The sequence below is a fragment of the Erythrobacter sp. genome (genome assembly GCF_036351135.1).
Taxonomy (GTDB): domain Bacteria; phylum Pseudomonadota; class Alphaproteobacteria; order Sphingomonadales; family Sphingomonadaceae; genus Erythrobacter.
Genome location: NZ_JAZBON010000027.1, coordinates 216,128 through 232,726 on the forward strand (window position 1 = coordinate 216,128; position 16,599 = coordinate 232,726).

Consider the following 16,599-nt stretch of genomic DNA (forward strand, 5'->3'; position numbering starts at 1 on the left):
AGCCCCAAACCGCGTTTAAGTTGCTTTACCGAACTCGGCCGCGCTGGATGAGATTGACGATGGCAAGCAACACGATGGCGCCGAACAGGGCGACGAGCAGACCAACCAGCGAAAATTCCTGCACGCTGCCCGACAGGCCGAGGAGCGGCCCCGCAATGGCGTTGCCGATCAACGAGCCGACACAGCCGACGACGATATTCCAGAAGATGCCCATCGAGGCATCCCTGTTCATGACGATACTTGCCAGCCAGCCGGCAATACCGCCTACGACAAGAGCGATAATCCACCCGAGCATTGCAATTCCTCCAAAGGATCGATGATGTTACCCGGGGCAACGGGCGGGTTGGCGCCTGGTTCCGGAAAACGGTCGGAATCTTCGAAAGAATGCAACAAAGCCGCGACAGCGCGCCGGTCGGTGCGGTATTCAGTATTTCAGCTGCCGCTCGTAAAGGTCGCGGTAGTGCTGGATGCGGGTGACGCGCAGACCCTGCATGCCCGAACGGTCGACCGCGCGCTGCCAGGAAGCGAATTCCTCGAGCGTCAGGCTGTAGCGTTCGAGCACTTCGTCGATCGTCAGCAGCCCGCCATTCACCGCGGCGACCACTTCCGCCTTGCGCCGCACCACCCAGCGCTTGGTTTCGGGCGAGGGCAGATCGTCGAGCGTCAGCGGCTCGCCCAAGGGGCCGATCACCTGCGCAGGGCGAATATCCTGGTTCTCAATCATCGATCACTTCTCGCATCCATAGGCCGCCCCGACTTCGCCGGTGCATCGCCCACCGCGCCTTGCATTTGCGCGCCTCGATCCGTCAGGGCGTCCACCATGTATGTGGGGCCTTTAGAGCGCTCTAAATCACCAGGGTTAAATTTGGGTTCGCGGTGCTGGGACGATCCGAAGAAGCGGCTCGCCGCCCCCGCAAAGCTCGTCGTGCCGGTTTGCCGACGCGCGGCTTCGCTCGCGAGCACCCGGCGAAGATCGCGCGCCGCATCGAGCCGCGCGGCGAGCTCGCTCCATTCGAGGCGCCGGAGCTGCTTTGCATCGCCTTGAGGCGCGGCCTCGGCGTCGTCCGGGAGGGGGGGATGTTTTGCGAACATGGGCGCCGGCTGTAGCCCTCGGTTGTCAAGATCGGGTAAAACCGCGATTCACCGCTAGTTAGGAAAAGCGCCGAGCCCGCCTGCAACAGCAAAGCAGGGATGGCCGCTCCTCCCGCCGACTGGTCAAACCGCCTCGCGCCGCCTATATGCGCGCCCGATCATGACCATGACTGCGCCTCTCGATGCCGGCCCGCTAGCAGGGCAGGACGCCGCCGACCTGTTCGACCTGCCTCGCGCGGGCGCGCAGTGCCGGATCGTCGTCGCGATGAGCGGCGGCGTGGATTCCTCGGTCGTCGCCGCCCTCGCCGCGCGCACCGGGGCCGAAGTGATCGGCATCACGCTCCAGCTGTACGATTACGGCGCGGCGACCGGGCGCAAGGGCGCATGCTGTGCCGGCGACGATATCGCCGATGCGCGCGCCGTCGCCGATCGGCTGGGCATTGCCCATTACGTGTTCGACCATGAAAGCGCCTTTCGCGAAGACGTGGTCGAACAGTTCGCCGACGAATATCTCGCCGGGCGCACACCTGTACCCTGCATCCGCTGCAATATGGGGCCCAAGTTCACGGACCTGTTTCGCATGGCGCGCGAGCTTGGCGCGGACTGTCTCGCGACCGGGCATTATGTCCGCCGGGTCGAGACGCCGGGCGGTCCGCACCTCCACCGTGCGCTCGATCCCGCGCGCGACCAGTCCTATTTCCTCTATGGGACGACGCAGGACCAGCTTGACTACATCCGCTTTCCCCTGGGCGGCCTGCCCAAGTCGCAGGTTCGGGATCTCGCGGCAGAAGCGCATCTGCGCAATGCGGCCAAGCCCGACAGTCAGGACATCTGCTTCGTGCCCGATGGCAATTACGCCGGTATCGTCAAAAAGCTGCGCCCCGAAGGCGGCACGCCCGGCGCCATCGTCCATGCCGCCACTGGCGAGAGGCTCGGCGAACACCAGGGCATCGTCCATTTCACCGTCGGTCAGCGCAAGGGCCTTGCCATCGGCGGACAGGCGGAACCGCTTTACGTGGTCGGCGTCGATCCGCAGACGCGCGAAGTCCGGGTCGGGCCCAAGAGGATGCTCGGCGTCGAGAGCGCGCGGGTGATCGAAACCAATGCGATCGGGGATGTGCCGCGCACTGCTCCGCTCACCGCCAAGGTGCGCAGCCTCGCAAAGCCGGTGCCGGTAACGCTCGAAGGGCCGCTCGGCGAAGGTGCCGCGACCACCATCCGCTTCGCCGCGCCCGAATATGGCGTCGCGCCGGGCCAGGCGGCGGTGATCTATGCCGGCGAGCGCGTGGTCGGCGGCGGCTGGATCGACGCGACGACTTCGGCCGCGTCCTAGCCTTCCCACTCCTCGAGCACGCAGCCATAGCCTTCGCGATAGGTCGCGGTGGAGGAGGCGATCAGCGGAAAGCTCGCGGTGACGCTGCGCGCTTCGGCGTCGCCCGAAAGCGAGACCAGCTCCATGCCGGCGAGCTTGTCCTTCTCGCAATCGGCAAGGTCGCGGCCCGCCACGAACCGGCACGAACAGGCAACCCGCGCTGCATATGCGGTGCCGGTGTCGGCGTAGCCCTGGACGAGCGTGCGGTTGGCAAAGAGCAACGCTGCCAGCGCCACGAGGGCGAGCACGATCAATGCGAGCACCGCCTTGCCGGCCCATCCTCCACGCCTCGCGGGCGCCCTTTTCGCCGATCGTGCCGGTGCCGCTGTGTTTGCCATTGCCTTCCCGATTTGCATGCGTGATTGAAGCGCCATGAACGGCCGTCTCGCCCTCCCTATCGCCGCTATCGCCTTGCTGCCAGCCCTTGTCGCGTGCGGCGAGGCCCCTCCTCCTCCCCCGCCGCCGCTGTCCGAGGCCGCGCTTGCCGCGGTGTCGCAGGATGCCGGCGCGCCGCGCGACCAGCTGGCGCGCGAGGTGGACGACCTGTTCCGACTTGAGGGCCTGGGCGAAACCCGCGCGCTCGTCCTGCTGCATGACGGCAAGGTCGCCGCGGAACGCTATGGCGCGGGCTATGACGGCGAGACGCGCTTCGTCAGCTGGTCGATGGCCAAGACGATCACAGCGGTGCTGATCGGCATGCTGGTCGCCGACGGCCTCCTTAGCGTCGATGCGCCCGCCCCCGTCCCGCTTTGGCAGCGGAGCGGCGATCCGCGCGCGGACATCACGCTCAGGCACCTCCTGCAAATGCGCGCCGGGTTGCGCCATACCGAAGCGGGCGATCCGCCACATGAGAGCTCGGAGGTGCGCATGCTGTTTCTCGACGGGCGCGGCGACATGGCGAAGTGGGCGAGGGAGCAGCCGCTGGAGGCGGAGCCGGGCGAGCGGTTCGAATACTCCTCCAACACCACCGTCATTCTCGCCGACATCGCCGCGCGCGCGCTGACCTCCAGCGACGACCCCGAGACGCGCCGGCGCGCGGTCGCCGACTATCTCGAGGAGCGGCTGTTCGCACCGCTCGGCATGACTTCGATCGTGCCTGAATACGACGCATCGGGCACGCTGATCGGCGGCAGCCTGATGCACGCCACCGCGCGCGACTATGCCCGGTTCGGCGAGTTCCTGCGCGCCGGCGGCCGCGCCCCGGGGGGCGAGCAGCTGGTCCCGCGGCGCTGGATCGAGGCAATGGTGAGCCCAAGCCCGGTGTCGCCGCAATATGGCTACCAGACCTGGCTCAACCGCCCCGTGCCCGATGCGGAGCGGCCCCACCCGCTGTTCCCCGACCGCGCGCCCGAGAGCCTGTTCGCGATGATCGGGCATATGGGCCAGTATGTCCTCGTCTCGCCTGAGCAGCGCGTAACGCTGGTGCGGCTGGGCCATTCGGATGGCGAGGAGCGTCCCGCGATGCTGCAGCAGGCAGCCGATGTGCTGGAGCTTTACCCTCGCCGATAGGACGAGCCCCCGCGAAGGCGGGGGCCTGCTTCGACGAAGCGCCTGGTTCGACGAGGTCCCTGCCTTCGCAGGGACTCGCGCTAGTCACAGGTGGAACCTCCCCTCGACCACCGTCACACAAGGGCCGCCGAGCCATGCGCGCTGGCCCTCCTCGTCCTTGGCGAGCCGTAGCGTCAGATGCCCGCCGCGCTCGCTTGCCTGATGCGCGGTGAAGCTGTCGCGGTCGAGGCGCCTCGCCCAATAGGGCGTCAGCACCGCATGTGCGGACCCGGTGACGCTGTCCTCATCGACGCCGCCTCCGGGCACGAAGACGCGGCTGACGATGTCGCTCCCATTGCCCGGCGCCGTGCAGATGAACTGGTCCGTCCCCAGTTTGCCGAGCCCGCGAATGTCGGGATCGAGCGCGCGCACCGCAGCTTCGTTCTCGAACAGGAAGACGTTGTAGCGATCCGCGTTGCGATACACTTCGATCGGCTCCGCCCCGAGCAGCGCGACCGCCTCGGGATAGTCACCAGGCTCGGTAGCGATCGCCGGCAGCGCTAGGGCATATCCCTCCCCATCGCGGCGCACTTCGAGTACGCCCGACTTGCGTGTGCGGAACCTCACGGAATCGCGCCCCTCGCCCCAATCGTGGTGGCTCAGCAGCACATGCCCGCTCGCCAATGTCGCATGGCCGCACAGCGCGATCTCGTAGGTCGGCGTGCACCAGCGCAGCTCCCAGTCGGCCTCGCCGGTTTCGTCGCGGACCACGAAGGCGGTCTCGGCGAACAGGTTCTCCGCCCCGATCTTCACCAGCACGTCGTCGGGCAGCCACTCGTCCAGCACCATGACCGCGGCCTGATTGCCGCCGAAGGGCTTCGCGCTGAAGGCATCGACATGCCAGTAGGGGATGGATTGCGTCATCGCATCGGCCTCACGGATAGAGCAGCGTGTCGGTCCAGCCCAGCGCGTCGCCTGCGCCCTCCAGCGTGAACAGGCGGCGGTCATGCAGGCGGTTGTCGCGGTCGATCCAGAACTCGATGCGTTCCGGGCGCAGGGTGAAGCCGGTCCAGTGATCGGGGCGCGGCACTTCGCCCTCCTGCTCGTGCTCGCCCCACAGCGCCTGTACGCGGTCAAGGTAGTCCTGCCGATCGGCCAGGGCGCGCGACTGGTCGCTGGCGGCACTGCCGACCTGGCTCTTGTAAGGGCGCGAGTGGAAGTAGGCATCGGCGCGCTCGGGCGTCACCTCGACCAGCGGCCCCTCGATGCGGATCTGGCGACGCAGGCTCTTCCAGTGGAACAGCAGGCTCGCGTGCATGTTCGCCCGGATCTCCTCGCCCTTGCGGCTCTGCGCATTGGTGAAGAAGGTGAAGCCCCCTGCCGGCCCTTCCTGTGCGCCATGCCCCTTCAGCAGCACCATGCGCACCGAAGGCCGACCGTCCGGCGTCGCGGTCGCCAGCGCCATCGCGTTGGGATCGTTGGGCTCGGCTCCTCGCGCGAGTGCGAACCACTCCTCGAACAGCGCGAAGGGATCGGCGCCCGCGGGGATCACGCTGTCGGCGAGTTGGGCATCGTGGAGGGCATCGTGTAGGGCGTCGGATTGGCTCATGGGCGGGCTTTCCTGCAGGCTTGGTGTCCTACAGGATGGAACATGTGGAACAGGGTTCAAGCGGAAAAGAGCCTGAAGTGTCACCTTACGCGGCAAAAGCGTCACTCTAGCTGCCGAAGTGTCACTCGCCGCGCGCAAAGTGACACTCTTTGCATTGCAGAGTGTCTCTTTACGGCGCGGGCAGTGTCGCTGTGACAACGGCGAAGTGTCACCTTTGCCCATCCCGAAGGGCGTCGATCGGCTGGCGGAAATGCGCATATCGAAAGCCATAGGACACGCGCCGCGGCGTAGGAAAGCGTGCGACCCTCGCGCCATCCGTCGCCCCCTATCGCGCACAACGGCTTGCCTCGCCTCGCCGAGCGACCTAGCTAACACACCATGGCCGATCCCTATTCCGCCCTTGGCGTCGCGCGCACCGCTTCCGAAAAGGAGATCAAAAGCGCCTATCGCAAGCTCGCCAAACAGCTGCATCCTGACAAGAACAAGGACAATCCCAAGGCGGCGGAGCGGTTTTCCGACGTGACGCGCGCCTACGATCTGTTGTCGGACAAGGATAAGCGCGCCCAGTTCGACCGCGGCGAGATCGACGCCGACGGCAATCCGCTCAATCCCTTCGCCGGCATGGGCGCTGGGATGGGAGGGGGCGGGATGGGCGGCCGGGGCTTCGGCCGCGGAGGGCCGGGCGGGCCGCGTGCGCATGGTTATCGCGATCAGGAATTTCAGGGCTTCGGCGCCGAGGACATGGATCTGGGCGATCTGTTCGAAGGGCTGTTCGGCGGCGGCCGCGGCCGTCCCGAACCGCCACCCCGGCGCGGGGGAATGGGCGGTATGGGCGGCGGCATGGGTGGCTTCGGCCAGCGCCCCTCCCCTCCGCCCAAACGCGGCGCCGACATTCAATATCGCCTCGCCGTGCCCTTCGTCGATGCCGCATCAGGCCGCGACCAGCGCATCACGCTCGCCGACGGCAAGGCGATCAGCCTGAAGCTGCCCGCCGGCGTCGAGGACGGCACGCAGATGCGGCTCAAGGACAAGGGGCATGCGGGCCCCGGCGGCAATGGCGACGGCATCGTCATGATCGAGATCGCGCCCCATCCCTTCTTCCGCCGCGACGGCGACAATATCCGCATGGACTTGCCGATCACGCTCGACGAGGCGGTGAATGGCGGCAAGGTCAAATGCCCCACGGTCGACGGGCCGGTCATGCTGACGATCAAGCCTGGCTCGGATGGCGGGACGGTGATGCGCCTGTCGGGCAAGGGCTGGACGAGGAAGAAAGGCAAGGGTGCGGGCGCAGATGCGGGCAAGGACGGCAAACCGGCGCGCGGCGATCAGCTGGTGACGCTGGAGATCCAGATGCCCGAGGATCTCGACGCGCTGAAACAGCGGCTGGGCGACTGGACCGACCCCGCCCGCCCGCGCGCCAAGTTCGGGCTGTGACGGGCGGCTGAGGCGAGACGCGCGTTTGGTTCGACCCAGCCTTCCTCCCGATGAGATCGCGGCAGCGCAGAACGCGTCGGCTTTCGGCTCGCTCACTCCCGAGGCGCGGCGGCTGCGTGCCCGTTCGCAATTCGTCAAGGTGCCCGACGCCGCGTCGGAGGCGCATCATGACGGGCTGATCGACCGGGTGATGGACAAGGCCGGGCCGGGCACGCGAACCTGGGAAATTCTGCGCCGCACCGCGATCGGCACCTACGAGGACGGCTTCATCCATGCCGGCAACCTCGCCTATCTTGCGATGCTGGCCATCTTCCCCTTCTTCATCATAGGCGCGGCGCTGTTCGAACTGATCGGCGGGCGCGACCGGGCGGTCGAACTGATCACTACGGTGCTGATCGCGATGCCCTCGACCGTGAGCCGCTCGATCGGACCGGTGGCGGAAGAGATCATTTATGCGCGCGATGGCTGGCTGTTGTGGTTCGGTGCGGCGGTCGCGCTGTGGACCGTCTCCAGCTTGGTCGAGACCATCCGCGACATATTGCGCCGCGCCTATGGCACCGAGGCGCGGCTCGCCTTCTGGAAATACCGCCTGCTTTCCGGCGGGCTCATTCTCGGGGCGGTGATCCTGCTGATGGTTTCGCTGTTCGCCACCGTACTGATCGGCGCCGCGCAGCAGGTGATTCTGGCGATCCTGCCACAGCTGTCCGGCGCGATCGACATTCTGCGCCTTACCCGCATCGTGCCCGCAATGGGCCTGGGCCTGTCGCTCTACCTGCTGTTCTACACCCTGACGCCGAGCGAATATCGGCGCGGGGTCTATCCCAAATGGCCGGGCGCGCTGTTCACCGCCCTGTGGTGGCTCGGCGTGACCGCGGCCATGCCGCCGATCCTGCGCGGCTTCTTCACCTACGATCTCACCTACGGCTCGATGGCGGGGATCATCGTCGCGCTGTTCTTTTTCTGGCTCGTTGGGCTCGGCCTCGTTATCGGGGCGGAGCTGAATGCCGCACTCGCCGAACCCGAGGCGGAAGGCGCGGAGGATCCGGCCATGGTGGGCGTGGGAGGTCCGACAGCAGGTGCGCAGATCGGCGCACCGGCAGCGGGGCCGGAATCGGGACCGAATTCAGCCGATGCGAGGGAGGAGACGCCATGAGCGGATTGATGCAGGGCAAGCGCGGGCTGATCATGGGGCTTGCCAACGAAAAGTCGCTCGCCTGGGGCATTGCGAAGCAGCTCTCCCAGCAGGGCGCCAAGCTCGCCTTTTCCTACCAGGGCGAGGCGCTGGCCAAGCGGGTCAAGCCGCTCGCCGAGCAGCTGGGCAGCGATGTCACCTTCGAATGCGACGTCGGCGACGAAGCCTCGCTCGATGCCGGTTTCGATACGCTGAAACAGCGCTGGGAGACGCTCGATTTCGTGCTCCACGCGATCGGCTTTTCCGACAAGCGCGAGCTGCGCGGGAAGTATCTCGACACCAGCCTCGACAATTTTCTGAAGACGATGAACATCTCGGCCTATTCGCTGGTTGCGGTAACCCGGCGCGCGGCCGCGATGATGCCGCCCAAAGGCGAAGATGGCAGCGGGGGCACCAGTGGGGGCGGGAGCATCCTGACGCTGACCTATTACGGTGCGGAAAAGGTCATGCCGCACTACAACGTGATGGGCGTCGCCAAAGCAGCGCTCGAGGCGAGCGTGCGCTACCTCGCCAACGATCTCGGCCCCGACAATATCCGCGTCAACGCGCTGAGCGCCGGCCCGGTCAAGACCCTCGCGGCGAGCGGGATCGGCGACTTTCGCTATATCCTCAAATGGAACGAGCTGAACTCGCCGCTGCGGCGCAACATCACGCTGGACGATGTCGGCGGGGCGGGGCTTTACCTCCTCTCCGACCTCTCCTCGGGCGTGACCGGCGAAGTGCACCACGTCGATGCCGGCTATCACCTGGTCGGCATGAAACAGGAAGACGCGCCCGACATTTCGCTGGTCTGAAGACGGCTGCCGGCGGGCTGAGTATCTACGGGGAGAGCACATTCGGGTAGGACGGAGGGCGGACAGGCCAAAAGGGGGGGCAATGCAATGCGAACGGTTCTGATCACGGGTTCGGCGGGTTTTATCGGCTATCACCTCGCCGACACGCTGCTGGGCGAAGGCTTCCGGGTCGCCGGTTATGACGGGCTCACCGACTATTACGACGTCGCGCTCAAGGAAAAGCGCCATGAGATGCTCGGCGAACATGCGCAGTTCTCGGCCCGTATCGGCATGCTCGAAGATGCCGATGCATTACGCGATTTTGCGCTCGAGGTCCGGCCCGACGCGATCGTTCATCTCGCCGCGCAGGCCGGGGTGCGCTACAGCCTCGAAAACCCGCGCGCCTATGTCGAGGCGAACCTCGTCGGCACCTTCAACCTCATGGAATGTGCGCGCGAGCTCGGCGTCGATCACCTGCTGATGGCCTCGACCAGCTCGGTCTACGGCGCGAACACCGCGATGCCCTTCACCGAGCATCAGACAGCCGACACCCCGCTCACGCTCTATGCCGCGAGCAAGAAGGCGAACGAGGCGATGGCGCATTCCTATGCCCATCTGTGGAACCTGCCGACGACGATGTTTCGCTTCTTCACCGTCTACGGACCGTGGGGGCGGCCCGACATGGCGCTGTTCAAGTTCACCCGCGGGATTCTCGAGGGCACTCCTATCGATATCTACAATCACGGAAAGATGCGCCGCGACTTCACCTATGTCGGCGATCTGGTGCGGGTGATCCGCCTGCTGATCGACGCCGTGCCTCAGCGGCCCGCGAACCCCGCGGACATTCCCGAATGGGACAGCCTTTCGCCGGCCGCGCCTTTCCGTGTGGTCAATATCGGCAATGGCGAGCCTGTGGCCCTCGGCGATTTCGTCGCCGCGATTGAGGAAGCCTGCGGGCGTGAGGCAGTCAGGAACCTCATGGAGATGCAGCCGGGAGACGTGCCGGCGACCTGGGCCGACACGACGCTGCTACGCGAGCTGACCGGCTACGCGCCGGAAACCGGCATTCGCGAGGGCGTCGAGCGCTTCGTCGCCTGGTATCGCGATTATTACGAGGTGTGAGCGGGGCCGGTAAGCGACGCCGCCCAGGGCGTCAGTCGTCGTCGCGCGCGGTGTCGCCGACCGGGGCGGCGCTGAGCGGCATCGGCTCTTCGTCACCGTCGTCGAAAGGTCCCGGCTTGCTCGGCTCGGCGGGGATCGCCCGCTCGGCCGTGTCGATCGGCGGCGGGGTCAGCGTGGGATCGACCTCGCCCGCAACCGGTCCGTCGCGCTCGCGCTCGAGCCGCTGGAGATATTCGCGCTCGATCGCCTCGACGCGCTCCTGCTCGGCGGCGGCGTCGCTGTCGATCGTCGAGAGCCGGTCCTGCCGTGCCTGTTCGATTAGCTGGCTAAAGCGGACATTCTCGCTCGCGGCGCGATCGGCATAGGCGGCGTTAATCAGCTGCTGCGTGCAGCCGGTAAAGCCGCCCGCGCCTGCCGGATCGCAGGACATGGTGCCGAATTCGCCGATATAGCGGATCTTCTCGAAGCGTTCATTGAGTGAGATGTTTTCCGGCGAATCGCTGGTGCGCAAATTGGAGGGGATGCGATAGCGCTCGGCCTCGACGATAATCTGGCACACGACCAGCTCGCCCTCAACGGTGGGTTCGGGGCAATCGTCCTCGCTATAGGCGATGACCATGTTGACGCGGTCCCCGGCCTGGTCCTGCGCGGCGGCGGGGGAGGCGGCGATCATGGCCGCGGAGGCGAGCCCGGTCGCGGCAAGCATGCCGAAAGAAAGGCGGCGGGCAGCGGAATCGTTCATGGTTGGTCTCGCAATCGGGGAAGCGTCGTATAGCATCTGTGTAGCAGCGACTGAACGGGTTCTGAAGCCGTACGCGCCGGGATGCGCCGCGCAGCAGGCCAAGCCGGGCCGGATCACACCCGCTCGCTGACCTTGATCGCGAGCCGGCAACCCAGCCGGATCGCGCCCGCGAGCAGCGGATAGGCGGGCGCATTTTCAGCCCCATGCGCCAGAGCGCTGTCGCGATGCGCACGCTCGTCCTCGCGGAATTCCTCGATCATTTCGGCCAGTTCGGGGTCGGCGCCGGTGTCTTCGAGCCGGTCGAGCTGCTCGGAATAATGCTTGTCGATCTCTTCTTCGACCGCCGCGGTGCAGGCCATCGCCGCCTCCGGCCCGAGCAGCGCCGTTCCCGCACCCAGCGCGTAGCCGGCGGCCGACCAGAAGGAATGCAGGGCGGTGGGCCGCACCCCACGCTCGGCCAGCATGGCGTCGAAACGGGCGCGGTGGCCCTTCTCCTGCTCGGCCATATGGCGAATCTCGGCCGAATGCGGCCCGCGATCGCCCATCACGGCAAGCTGGCCTTCGTAAATACGGGTGGCGCCGAATTCGCCAGCCTGGTCGACCCGGATCATGCGGTGCAGTTCGTCGCGGTTCATCTGTTGTCGCTCGTCGGTCTCAATGGGAAAGGGGCGGGAAGTGCTACTTCCTATACGCGGCAAGCGCCAGAATGGCTCCGCCGCCGAGCAAAGAAATCAGGAAGTTCCACCCCGCGAGCGAGATGCCGAAGAGCTCCCACGGGGCGATGTCGCAACGCACCAACGGGGCGGCGCTGACATCCATGACGTCGATCGAGCTCGGCAGCGAGCTGCATCCGGTTATCCCCTCCCACCAGCCATATTCGATCCCGGCGTGAAAGCCGCCGATCAGGCCGGAGGTGATAATCGCAAGTCCGGCGAGCGCGGCCCAGACGCGCGCTGGCTGCACCACGTAGGCTGCGCCCGCTGCACCCAGAGCGGCGAAATGCGGGTAGCGCTGCCACCAGCACATCTCGCACGGATACAGACCGAAACCGTATTGCGAGATGTAGGCGCCGCCCAGCAGCGCCGCAGGAATGGCGAGAGCGAGGAGGCGTGCCTGGTCGAGCCCGGTCATGCGGAACCTTCAGCAGCGGTGGCGGCGCCGATCAGCGGCGCGAATTGAGCGCGACCGAGCTCGCCGTCGTCCGGCGCAGGGTTTCGAGCGCGTAATGCAGCTGGAAATCCTCGATCCCCTGCTCTTCGAGCTCTTCGGAAGTCAGCTGGAAGCGCGGATCGGCGACCGCATCCTCCTCCATCTCCTCGTCGGCGATGCCGAGCTCGTTGATGAGATGACCGCGCAGGTCCGATTCGCGCGTCTGATAGCGTTCGCGCAGCGCGTGGTCGGGATCGGAGAGCTGCGGCACCTTGATGTCGGGCGCGATCCCGCCCTCCTGCACCGACTTGCCGCCCGGCGTGTAATAGCGCGCGGTGGTGAGCTTGAGGGCCGAATCCGATCCCAGCGGCAGCAGCGACTGGACCGAACCCTTGCCGAAACTGCGCTGACCCATGACGAGCGCGCGGCCATGATCCTGAAGCGCGCCGGCCACAATTTCGGAGGCCGAAGCCGAGCCGGCATCGATCAGCACGATCATCGGGACGTCGCGCGCAATCTGGCCCATGAAGATCTGCGCCTGGCTGCGCGAGAGGCGACGGCGGACGTAATAGTCCATGTCATCGGCTTCGAATTCGAAGGTTTCACCCCAGGAACGGCCGCGCTGCGAGACGATCTGGCCGCGCTCGAGGAACAGGTCGGTCAGCGCCACGGCCTCGTCGAGGCTGCCGCCCGGATTGGAGCGCAGATCGAGCACCAGCCCGCTCATCCGTCCCGCCGCCTCGGTCTGCAGGGCGGCCCAGGCATCGTACACGTCGCGCCCGACATCGGCGCTGAATTCGTTGACCGAGATGAGCCCGATATTGCCGTCCTGCAATTCGTAGGTGACCGGTTCGAGTTCGATCACGCCGCGGGTGACGTCGACGTCGAAAGGCTGGTCGCGGCCGGGGCGGAAGATGGTGAGATTGATCGCCGTGCCGGCCTTGCCGCGCATGCGCGCGACCGCATCGTCGAGGTCGCCGCCATAGATGAGATCGCCGTTCAGATGGGTGATGAAATCGCCCGCCTTTATGCCCGCCTGATCCGCCGGGCTGCCCTTGAACGGCGAGATCACCTTGACCGCGCCGTCCTCCATGATGACCGACAGGCCCAATCCCGAATAATTCCCGTCGATCAAAGTGTTGAGCCGTTCGAGGTCGCTCCCGTCGAGATAGGCGCTGTGCGGATCGAGCGCCGCCAGCATCCCGTCGATCGCGCCGCGGATCAGCACCTCGTCCTCGACCGGCTCGACATAATTGGCCTGGACGCGCTGCATGATCGCGAAGATCTTCGCGATTTCGGGTCCGGCGCGGCCATCGACCTGCGCCATGGTCGCGGTGGTCGCAGGAATGAGCGCGGCGGCGGTAACGAGCGCGGCGGCGCGCAGAAAGGCGGCTGGTTTCATGAGGGCGAGAAAGCTCCTTTACGCTTGATAGCGTTGTATAGGCTTTGCGCCCTTAACGCCAGATGAGAGCCCGACGGACGACTTCGCGGCTCATCGCGGGACACTTGAAGATACGCGAAGCGGCGCCGGAAGGACGCGGGCGGCATCTTGCGCGTTCAGCCCAGAACGCCGAGCGGATTGACCGGTTTGCCCGCGCGCCTGATCTCCAGGGTGACGGGCTCGCTCCCCGCCCCCGCAATGCCGAGCGGCGCGCCGCGGATGACCTGCTGGCCGACCGCGATCTCGGTCCGGGCAAGCCCGGTCACCAGGCTGGTCCAGCCGCCGTCATGTTCGATGATGACGATCCGTCCATAGCCGCGATACGGGCCGGCAAAGGCGATCCGCCCGGCTCCCGGCGCGACGATCTGCGCGCCCGGCGCCGGCGCGAGCGACAACCCGCTGGCGCGAAGGCCGCTCTCGCGCATTTCGCCGAAGCCCGCGATCGTGCGTCCCTGCACCGGCAACTGGAAGGCCGGGCGACGGGTATCGGCCGGGCGCGGCGGATCCGGGGTGGCGACGGCGCCGGGCGCCGCGTCGGCCCCGGAGGCCAGATTGCGCGGGCGCAGGACGGGGCCGGGAAGCGCGGCGAGCTCGCGGCGCAGGCTGGCGGCTTCGTCGATCCGTCCTATCAATCCATCGAGATCGCGCGCTTCCTCCGCGAGCGCCAGCGCGCGTTCGCCTTCGCGCGAGGCCACCAGCCGCGCCTCGCGCGAGGCCAGGCGCTGGCGCGCTTCGAGCGCGGCCAGTTCGCTGCGGCGGGTTTCGAGCTGCTGTTCGGCGGCCCGCAATTGCGTCAGCGCGCGCGCCGCCTGTCGCTCATAGCGTTTCTGCAAGGCGAGCTCGGAGCGCAAGGTGGCGGTGCGGCGCCGGATCTCGGGCACCGCCGTGCTCAGAACCGCGCGGACATGGACGAGATCTTCGAGCGAACCGGGCTGCAACGCGGAGAGCGCGAGCGGGCGGCGCGCGGCCGTTTGCAGCGCGCCGGTCAGCCGCACCAATGGCTCCTGACGTTGGGCAAGCCTGCGGGCGAGCGCGCGCCGATCCGCGCGGGCGAGCGAGAGGCGCGCGCTGGCGGCGGCGATTGCGGCCTCCTCGGCCTGGACCTGCGCGGCGATGGCGGCGGCTTCGCGCGCGGCCCTGTCGGCGGCGAGCACCGCGTCATCGGCCTCGCCGGCAAAGCGCGCGGCGCGGGCCTCGGCCTGCTGCGCCTCGCGGGTCGCGCGGATCAATTGCGCCTGCGCTTCGGCGGGGGCCAGCAGATCGAGGCTGCGCTGCGCCTGCGAGCTCGAGCCGGCAATCAGCGCGCCGCCAATGCCGGCACCGGCGGCGAGAAAGGCGAGGAGGAAGCGGCGCATGGCGGGGGCTACCCTGCCCGATGATAGGGATGGCCCGCAAGGATACTCGTCGCCCGGTAAAGCTGCTCCATCAGCATCGCGCGCGCCAAGAGATGCGGCCAGGTCGCGGGGCCGAAGGCCAGCAGGACGTCGGCCTTGCGCCGGGCCTCGGCGCTATGCCCATCCGCCGCGCCGAGGACGAAGCGCGCCTCGCGCACGCCGCCGTCGCGCCAGTTCTCGAGCGTTTCGGCGAATGTTTCGGACGACATCGCGGTGCCGCGCTCGTCCAGCAGCACCGTTTTGAATGGGGTCTGCGGCTCGGGCACCTTGCCGCCCTTTTCCGGCAGCTCAGTCAGGCGCACGGCCCAGGTCAGCCGCTTTTCATAGCGCGCCACCAATTCCGCCTCGGGCGAACGGCCGATTTTCCCGCGGGCGATGACGTGGAGAAGGATGGTAGAGGTCCTTTGCTCTCACGGCCAATCGGCTTCGCCGATGCCTCCGAGATGCCTCCGAGGGGGCGGCCTACGGGCCGGCGGGCAGTCGCCCTTGCGGTTCCTGCCGGAACCGAAGCTCGTTACGATTACCGTGTCTCACGGTGCCGTCCTGCGGCTCGCTGCGCAAGCCGATCGGTGTGTGCTACGCCCTGCCGGCCGCCGCTTCTCCGCCCTCGAACGACCACATGCGTTCGAGGTTGTAGAAGCTGCGCACTTCGGGACGGAACAGGTGGACGACGACGTCGCCGGCATCGATCAGCACCCAGTCGGCCTGCGGCAGCCCCTCGATCCGGGCGGGGCCAAAGCCTGCCTGCTTGACGCGCTCCGCCAGCTTTTGAGCCATCGCGGCGACCTGGCGGGTGGAGCGGCCGCTGGCGATCACCATGTGATCGGCGACCGAACTCTTGCCCGCGAGCGGAATCGAGACGATGTCCTGCGCCTGATCGTCGTCCAGCTGCTGCATGACGAGATCGTGCAGCGCATCAACGCCTTCGTCATGCGGCATGGCAGCGCGCCGGTCGATCGATCCGTTCACGGAAGCCGGCGTCTGCGCGCCGGCGATGGCGGTTTGTGCCTGTGTCATAGGCTTCTGGTAGTCTCCTGATTGCGAAGGAAAAATGGGTGCGGACCCGTAATTTCGCAAGGGGCCACAGAGCGAGAGGCCGTGGAGGCGAACTCAATCGCTCGCCTCTTCGATGGCGTTTTCGACGATTGTGCTGGTAACGATTGTGCCGGTGAGAGGATCGCGCAATACGGCGCCGCTTTCGCCGCGGCGATATCGCTCCGCCCAGTCGGCATCCCGGCGGCGGATCGCCGTGGCCGAACGCGGGTCAGGATCGAAACGCAATAACACCAGTGCCGGCGCGCTCCATCGCCCCGTTGTGCGAAAGCTGGCGGCGGACACCCTATGGCGCCCGAGCCAGGCCATGGCGGGGCTGGTCATGGCTGCTCGATCATAGCCGGGTCTGGCAATCACTGCAATCGGAACGCAGCGCGCGATGTCGCGCCAGCCTTTCCACAGGTGGAACTGCGCCAGATTGTCCGAGCCCATCAGCCAGACGAATTGGCGCGACGGATAGCGGCGCTGGAGCGCGCGGAGGGTATCGCGCGTGTAGCGCGTGCCGAGCTCACGCTCGATCGTGGTAGGGACGATCCGGGCGCGCCGGGCCTGTTCCTGTGCCGAACGCAGACGCACGCTGAGCGGAGCCATTCCGGCCTTGGGCTTCAAGGGGTTGCCGGGCGAAATCAGCCACCAGACCTCGTCCAGCCCCAGCGCCGCAAGCGCGAACAGGGTGATGCGCCTGTGCCCCCCATGCGCCGGATTGAAACTGCCCCCCAGAAGCCCGGTGCGCAT

At 67.1% G+C, this 16,599-nt stretch carries 19 protein-coding genes; 6 read left to right on the forward strand and 13 right to left on the reverse strand.

From position 1 onward, the window contains the following. Positions 1–25: 25 nt before the first annotated feature. Positions 26–295, reverse strand: coding sequence for a GlsB/YeaQ/YmgE family stress response membrane protein (locus V2I30_RS10645; RefSeq protein ID WP_330662137.1), 270 nt, complete (start codon positions 293–295; stop codon positions 26–28). A gap of 129 nt (positions 296–424) precedes the next feature. After that, positions 425–724 (reverse strand): CtrA inhibitor SciP, encoded by a 300-nt coding sequence (gene sciP / locus V2I30_RS10650; protein WP_330662138.1) that lies wholly within the window; start codon positions 722–724, stop codon positions 425–427. Positions 725–1,258: 534 nt separating this feature from the next. Here sciP and mnmA point away from each other — a divergent pair. Continuing rightward, entirely contained in the window at positions 1,259–2,425 is a 1,167-nt protein-coding gene (mnmA, locus tag V2I30_RS10655) for a tRNA 2-thiouridine(34) synthase MnmA (RefSeq protein ID WP_442896929.1), read from the forward strand. Here the strand turns inward: mnmA and V2I30_RS10660 are convergent. Beyond that, entirely contained in the window at positions 2,422–2,727 is a 306-nt protein-coding gene (locus tag V2I30_RS10660; protein ID WP_330662140.1) for a hypothetical protein, read from the reverse strand. The genes mnmA and V2I30_RS10660 overlap by 4 nt on opposite strands. 109 nt (positions 2,728–2,836) lie before the next feature. Here V2I30_RS10660 and V2I30_RS10665 point away from each other — a divergent pair, with 109 nt between their 5' ends. Then, positions 2,837–3,973 carry a serine hydrolase domain-containing protein gene (locus V2I30_RS10665; RefSeq protein ID WP_330662141.1) on the forward strand — a complete coding sequence of 379 codons (1,137 nt, stop codon included), beginning with the start codon at positions 2,837–2,839 and terminating at the stop codon, positions 3,971–3,973. Between the two features lie 84 nt (positions 3,974–4,057). On the opposite strand, the gene V2I30_RS10670 is transcribed toward V2I30_RS10665, so the two are convergent. Both V2I30_RS10670 and pdxH read right to left on the reverse strand, forming a co-directional pair. Beyond that, positions 4,058–4,876, reverse strand: a complete 819-nt coding sequence (locus tag V2I30_RS10670; protein ID WP_330662142.1) for a PhzF family phenazine biosynthesis protein — start codon at positions 4,874–4,876, stop codon at positions 4,058–4,060. A 10-nt stretch (positions 4,877–4,886) separates the two neighbouring features. Further along, positions 4,887–5,561: a pyridoxamine 5'-phosphate oxidase gene (pdxH, locus tag V2I30_RS10675; RefSeq protein WP_330662143.1), complete on the reverse strand. Its 675-nt coding sequence runs from the start codon at positions 5,559–5,561 to the stop codon at positions 4,887–4,889. Between the two features lie 378 nt (positions 5,562–5,939). Here pdxH and V2I30_RS10680 point away from each other — a divergent pair, with 378 nt between their 5' ends. From V2I30_RS10680 to V2I30_RS10695, 4 genes are all read left to right on the forward strand, one after another. Further along, positions 5,940–6,998 carry a DnaJ C-terminal domain-containing protein gene (locus tag V2I30_RS10680; RefSeq protein ID WP_330662144.1) on the forward strand — a complete coding sequence of 353 codons (1,059 nt, stop codon included), beginning with the start codon at positions 5,940–5,942 and terminating at the stop codon, positions 6,996–6,998. A gap of 25 nt (positions 6,999–7,023) precedes the next feature. After that, entirely contained in the window at positions 7,024–8,151 is a 1,128-nt protein-coding gene (locus V2I30_RS10685) for a YihY/virulence factor BrkB family protein (RefSeq protein WP_330662145.1), read from the forward strand. After that, positions 8,148–8,984, forward strand: coding sequence for an enoyl-ACP reductase FabI (gene fabI, locus V2I30_RS10690; protein ID WP_330662146.1), 837 nt, complete (start codon positions 8,148–8,150; stop codon positions 8,982–8,984). The genes V2I30_RS10685 and fabI overlap by 4 nt, the downstream gene beginning before the upstream one ends. 87 nt (positions 8,985–9,071) lie before the next feature. Next, positions 9,072–10,085: an NAD-dependent epimerase/dehydratase family protein gene (locus V2I30_RS10695; protein ID WP_330662147.1), complete on the forward strand. Its 1,014-nt coding sequence runs from the start codon at positions 9,072–9,074 to the stop codon at positions 10,083–10,085. Positions 10,086–10,116: 31 nt separating this feature from the next. Here V2I30_RS10695 and V2I30_RS10700 read toward each other — a convergent pair whose 3' ends face one another. The 8 genes from V2I30_RS10700 to V2I30_RS10735 form a co-directional block, all read right to left on the reverse strand. Then, positions 10,117–10,827, reverse strand: coding sequence for a hypothetical protein (locus V2I30_RS10700; RefSeq protein WP_330662148.1), 711 nt, complete (start codon positions 10,825–10,827; stop codon positions 10,117–10,119). Positions 10,828–10,940: 113 nt separating this feature from the next. Then, the gene (locus V2I30_RS10705) at positions 10,941–11,462 is read right to left on the reverse strand and encodes a demethoxyubiquinone hydroxylase family protein (protein WP_330662149.1); all 522 of its coding nucleotides are present in this window, start codon (positions 11,460–11,462) and stop codon (positions 10,941–10,943) included. A 43-nt stretch (positions 11,463–11,505) separates the two neighbouring features. Beyond that, complete coding sequence (locus tag V2I30_RS10710; protein WP_330662150.1) at positions 11,506–11,958, reverse strand: disulfide bond formation protein B; 453 nt, start codon at positions 11,956–11,958, stop codon at positions 11,506–11,508. A 31-nt stretch (positions 11,959–11,989) separates the two neighbouring features. Then, positions 11,990–13,378 (reverse strand): S41 family peptidase, encoded by a 1,389-nt coding sequence (locus tag V2I30_RS10715; protein ID WP_330662151.1) that lies wholly within the window; start codon positions 13,376–13,378, stop codon positions 11,990–11,992. Positions 13,379–13,533: 155 nt separating this feature from the next. Further along, the gene (locus V2I30_RS10720) at positions 13,534–14,772 is read right to left on the reverse strand and encodes a murein hydrolase activator EnvC family protein (protein WP_330662152.1); all 1,239 of its coding nucleotides are present in this window, start codon (positions 14,770–14,772) and stop codon (positions 13,534–13,536) included. An 8-nt stretch (positions 14,773–14,780) separates the two neighbouring features. Then, the gene (locus V2I30_RS10725) at positions 14,781–15,203 is read right to left on the reverse strand and encodes a 23S rRNA (pseudouridine(1915)-N(3))-methyltransferase RlmH (protein ID WP_330662362.1); all 423 of its coding nucleotides are present in this window, start codon (positions 15,201–15,203) and stop codon (positions 14,781–14,783) included. A 184-nt stretch (positions 15,204–15,387) separates the two neighbouring features. Further along, a complete protein-coding gene (gene rsfS, locus V2I30_RS10730) occupies positions 15,388–15,750 on the reverse strand; it encodes a ribosome silencing factor (protein WP_330662363.1) in 363 nt (120 codons plus the stop codon). Positions 15,751–15,921: 171 nt separating this feature from the next. Next, on the reverse strand, positions 15,922–16,599 hold the full coding sequence (locus V2I30_RS10735) for a nicotinate-nucleotide adenylyltransferase (protein ID WP_330662153.1): 678 nt from the start codon (positions 16,597–16,599) through the stop codon (positions 15,922–15,924).

Bases quoted from the DNA above. Each gene is read 5' to 3' on its own strand.
- V2I30_RS10645 (WP_330662137.1), bottom strand. From the start codon at position 295: ATGCTCGGGTGGATTATCGCTCTTGTCGTAGGCGGTATTGCCGGCTGG.
- sciP (WP_330662138.1), bottom strand. From the start codon at position 724: ATGATTGAGAACCAGGATATTCGCCCTGCGCAGGTGATCGGCCCCTTG.
- mnmA (WP_442896929.1), top strand. From the start codon at position 1,259: ATGACTGCGCCTCTCGATGCCGGCCCGCTAGCAGGGCAGGACGCCGCC.
- V2I30_RS10665 (WP_330662141.1), top strand. From the start codon at position 2,837: ATGAACGGCCGTCTCGCCCTCCCTATCGCCGCTATCGCCTTGCTGCCA.
- V2I30_RS10670 (WP_330662142.1), bottom strand. From the start codon at position 4,876: ATGACGCAATCCATCCCCTACTGGCATGTCGATGCCTTCAGCGCGAAG.
- pdxH (WP_330662143.1), bottom strand. From the start codon at position 5,561: ATGAGCCAATCCGACGCCCTACACGATGCCCTCCACGATGCCCAACTC.
- V2I30_RS10680 (WP_330662144.1), top strand. From the start codon at position 5,940: ATGGCCGATCCCTATTCCGCCCTTGGCGTCGCGCGCACCGCTTCCGAA.
- fabI (WP_330662146.1), top strand. From the start codon at position 8,148: ATGAGCGGATTGATGCAGGGCAAGCGCGGGCTGATCATGGGGCTTGCC.
- V2I30_RS10695 (WP_330662147.1), top strand. From the start codon at position 9,072: ATGCGAACGGTTCTGATCACGGGTTCGGCGGGTTTTATCGGCTATCAC.
- V2I30_RS10700 (WP_330662148.1), bottom strand. From the start codon at position 10,827: ATGAACGATTCCGCTGCCCGCCGCCTTTCTTTCGGCATGCTTGCCGCG.
- V2I30_RS10705 (WP_330662149.1), bottom strand. From the start codon at position 11,462: ATGAACCGCGACGAACTGCACCGCATGATCCGGGTCGACCAGGCTGGC.
- V2I30_RS10710 (WP_330662150.1), bottom strand. From the start codon at position 11,958: ATGACCGGGCTCGACCAGGCACGCCTCCTCGCTCTCGCCATTCCTGCG.
- V2I30_RS10715 (WP_330662151.1), bottom strand. From the start codon at position 13,378: ATGAAACCAGCCGCCTTTCTGCGCGCCGCCGCGCTCGTTACCGCCGCC.
- V2I30_RS10720 (WP_330662152.1), bottom strand. From the start codon at position 14,772: ATGCGCCGCTTCCTCCTCGCCTTTCTCGCCGCCGGTGCCGGCATTGGC.
- rsfS (WP_330662363.1), bottom strand. From the start codon at position 15,750: ATGCCGCATGACGAAGGCGTTGATGCGCTGCACGATCTCGTCATGCAG.
- V2I30_RS10735 (WP_330662153.1), bottom strand. From the start codon at position 16,599: ATGCGCACCGGGCTTCTGGGGGGCAGTTTCAATCCGGCGCATGGGGGG.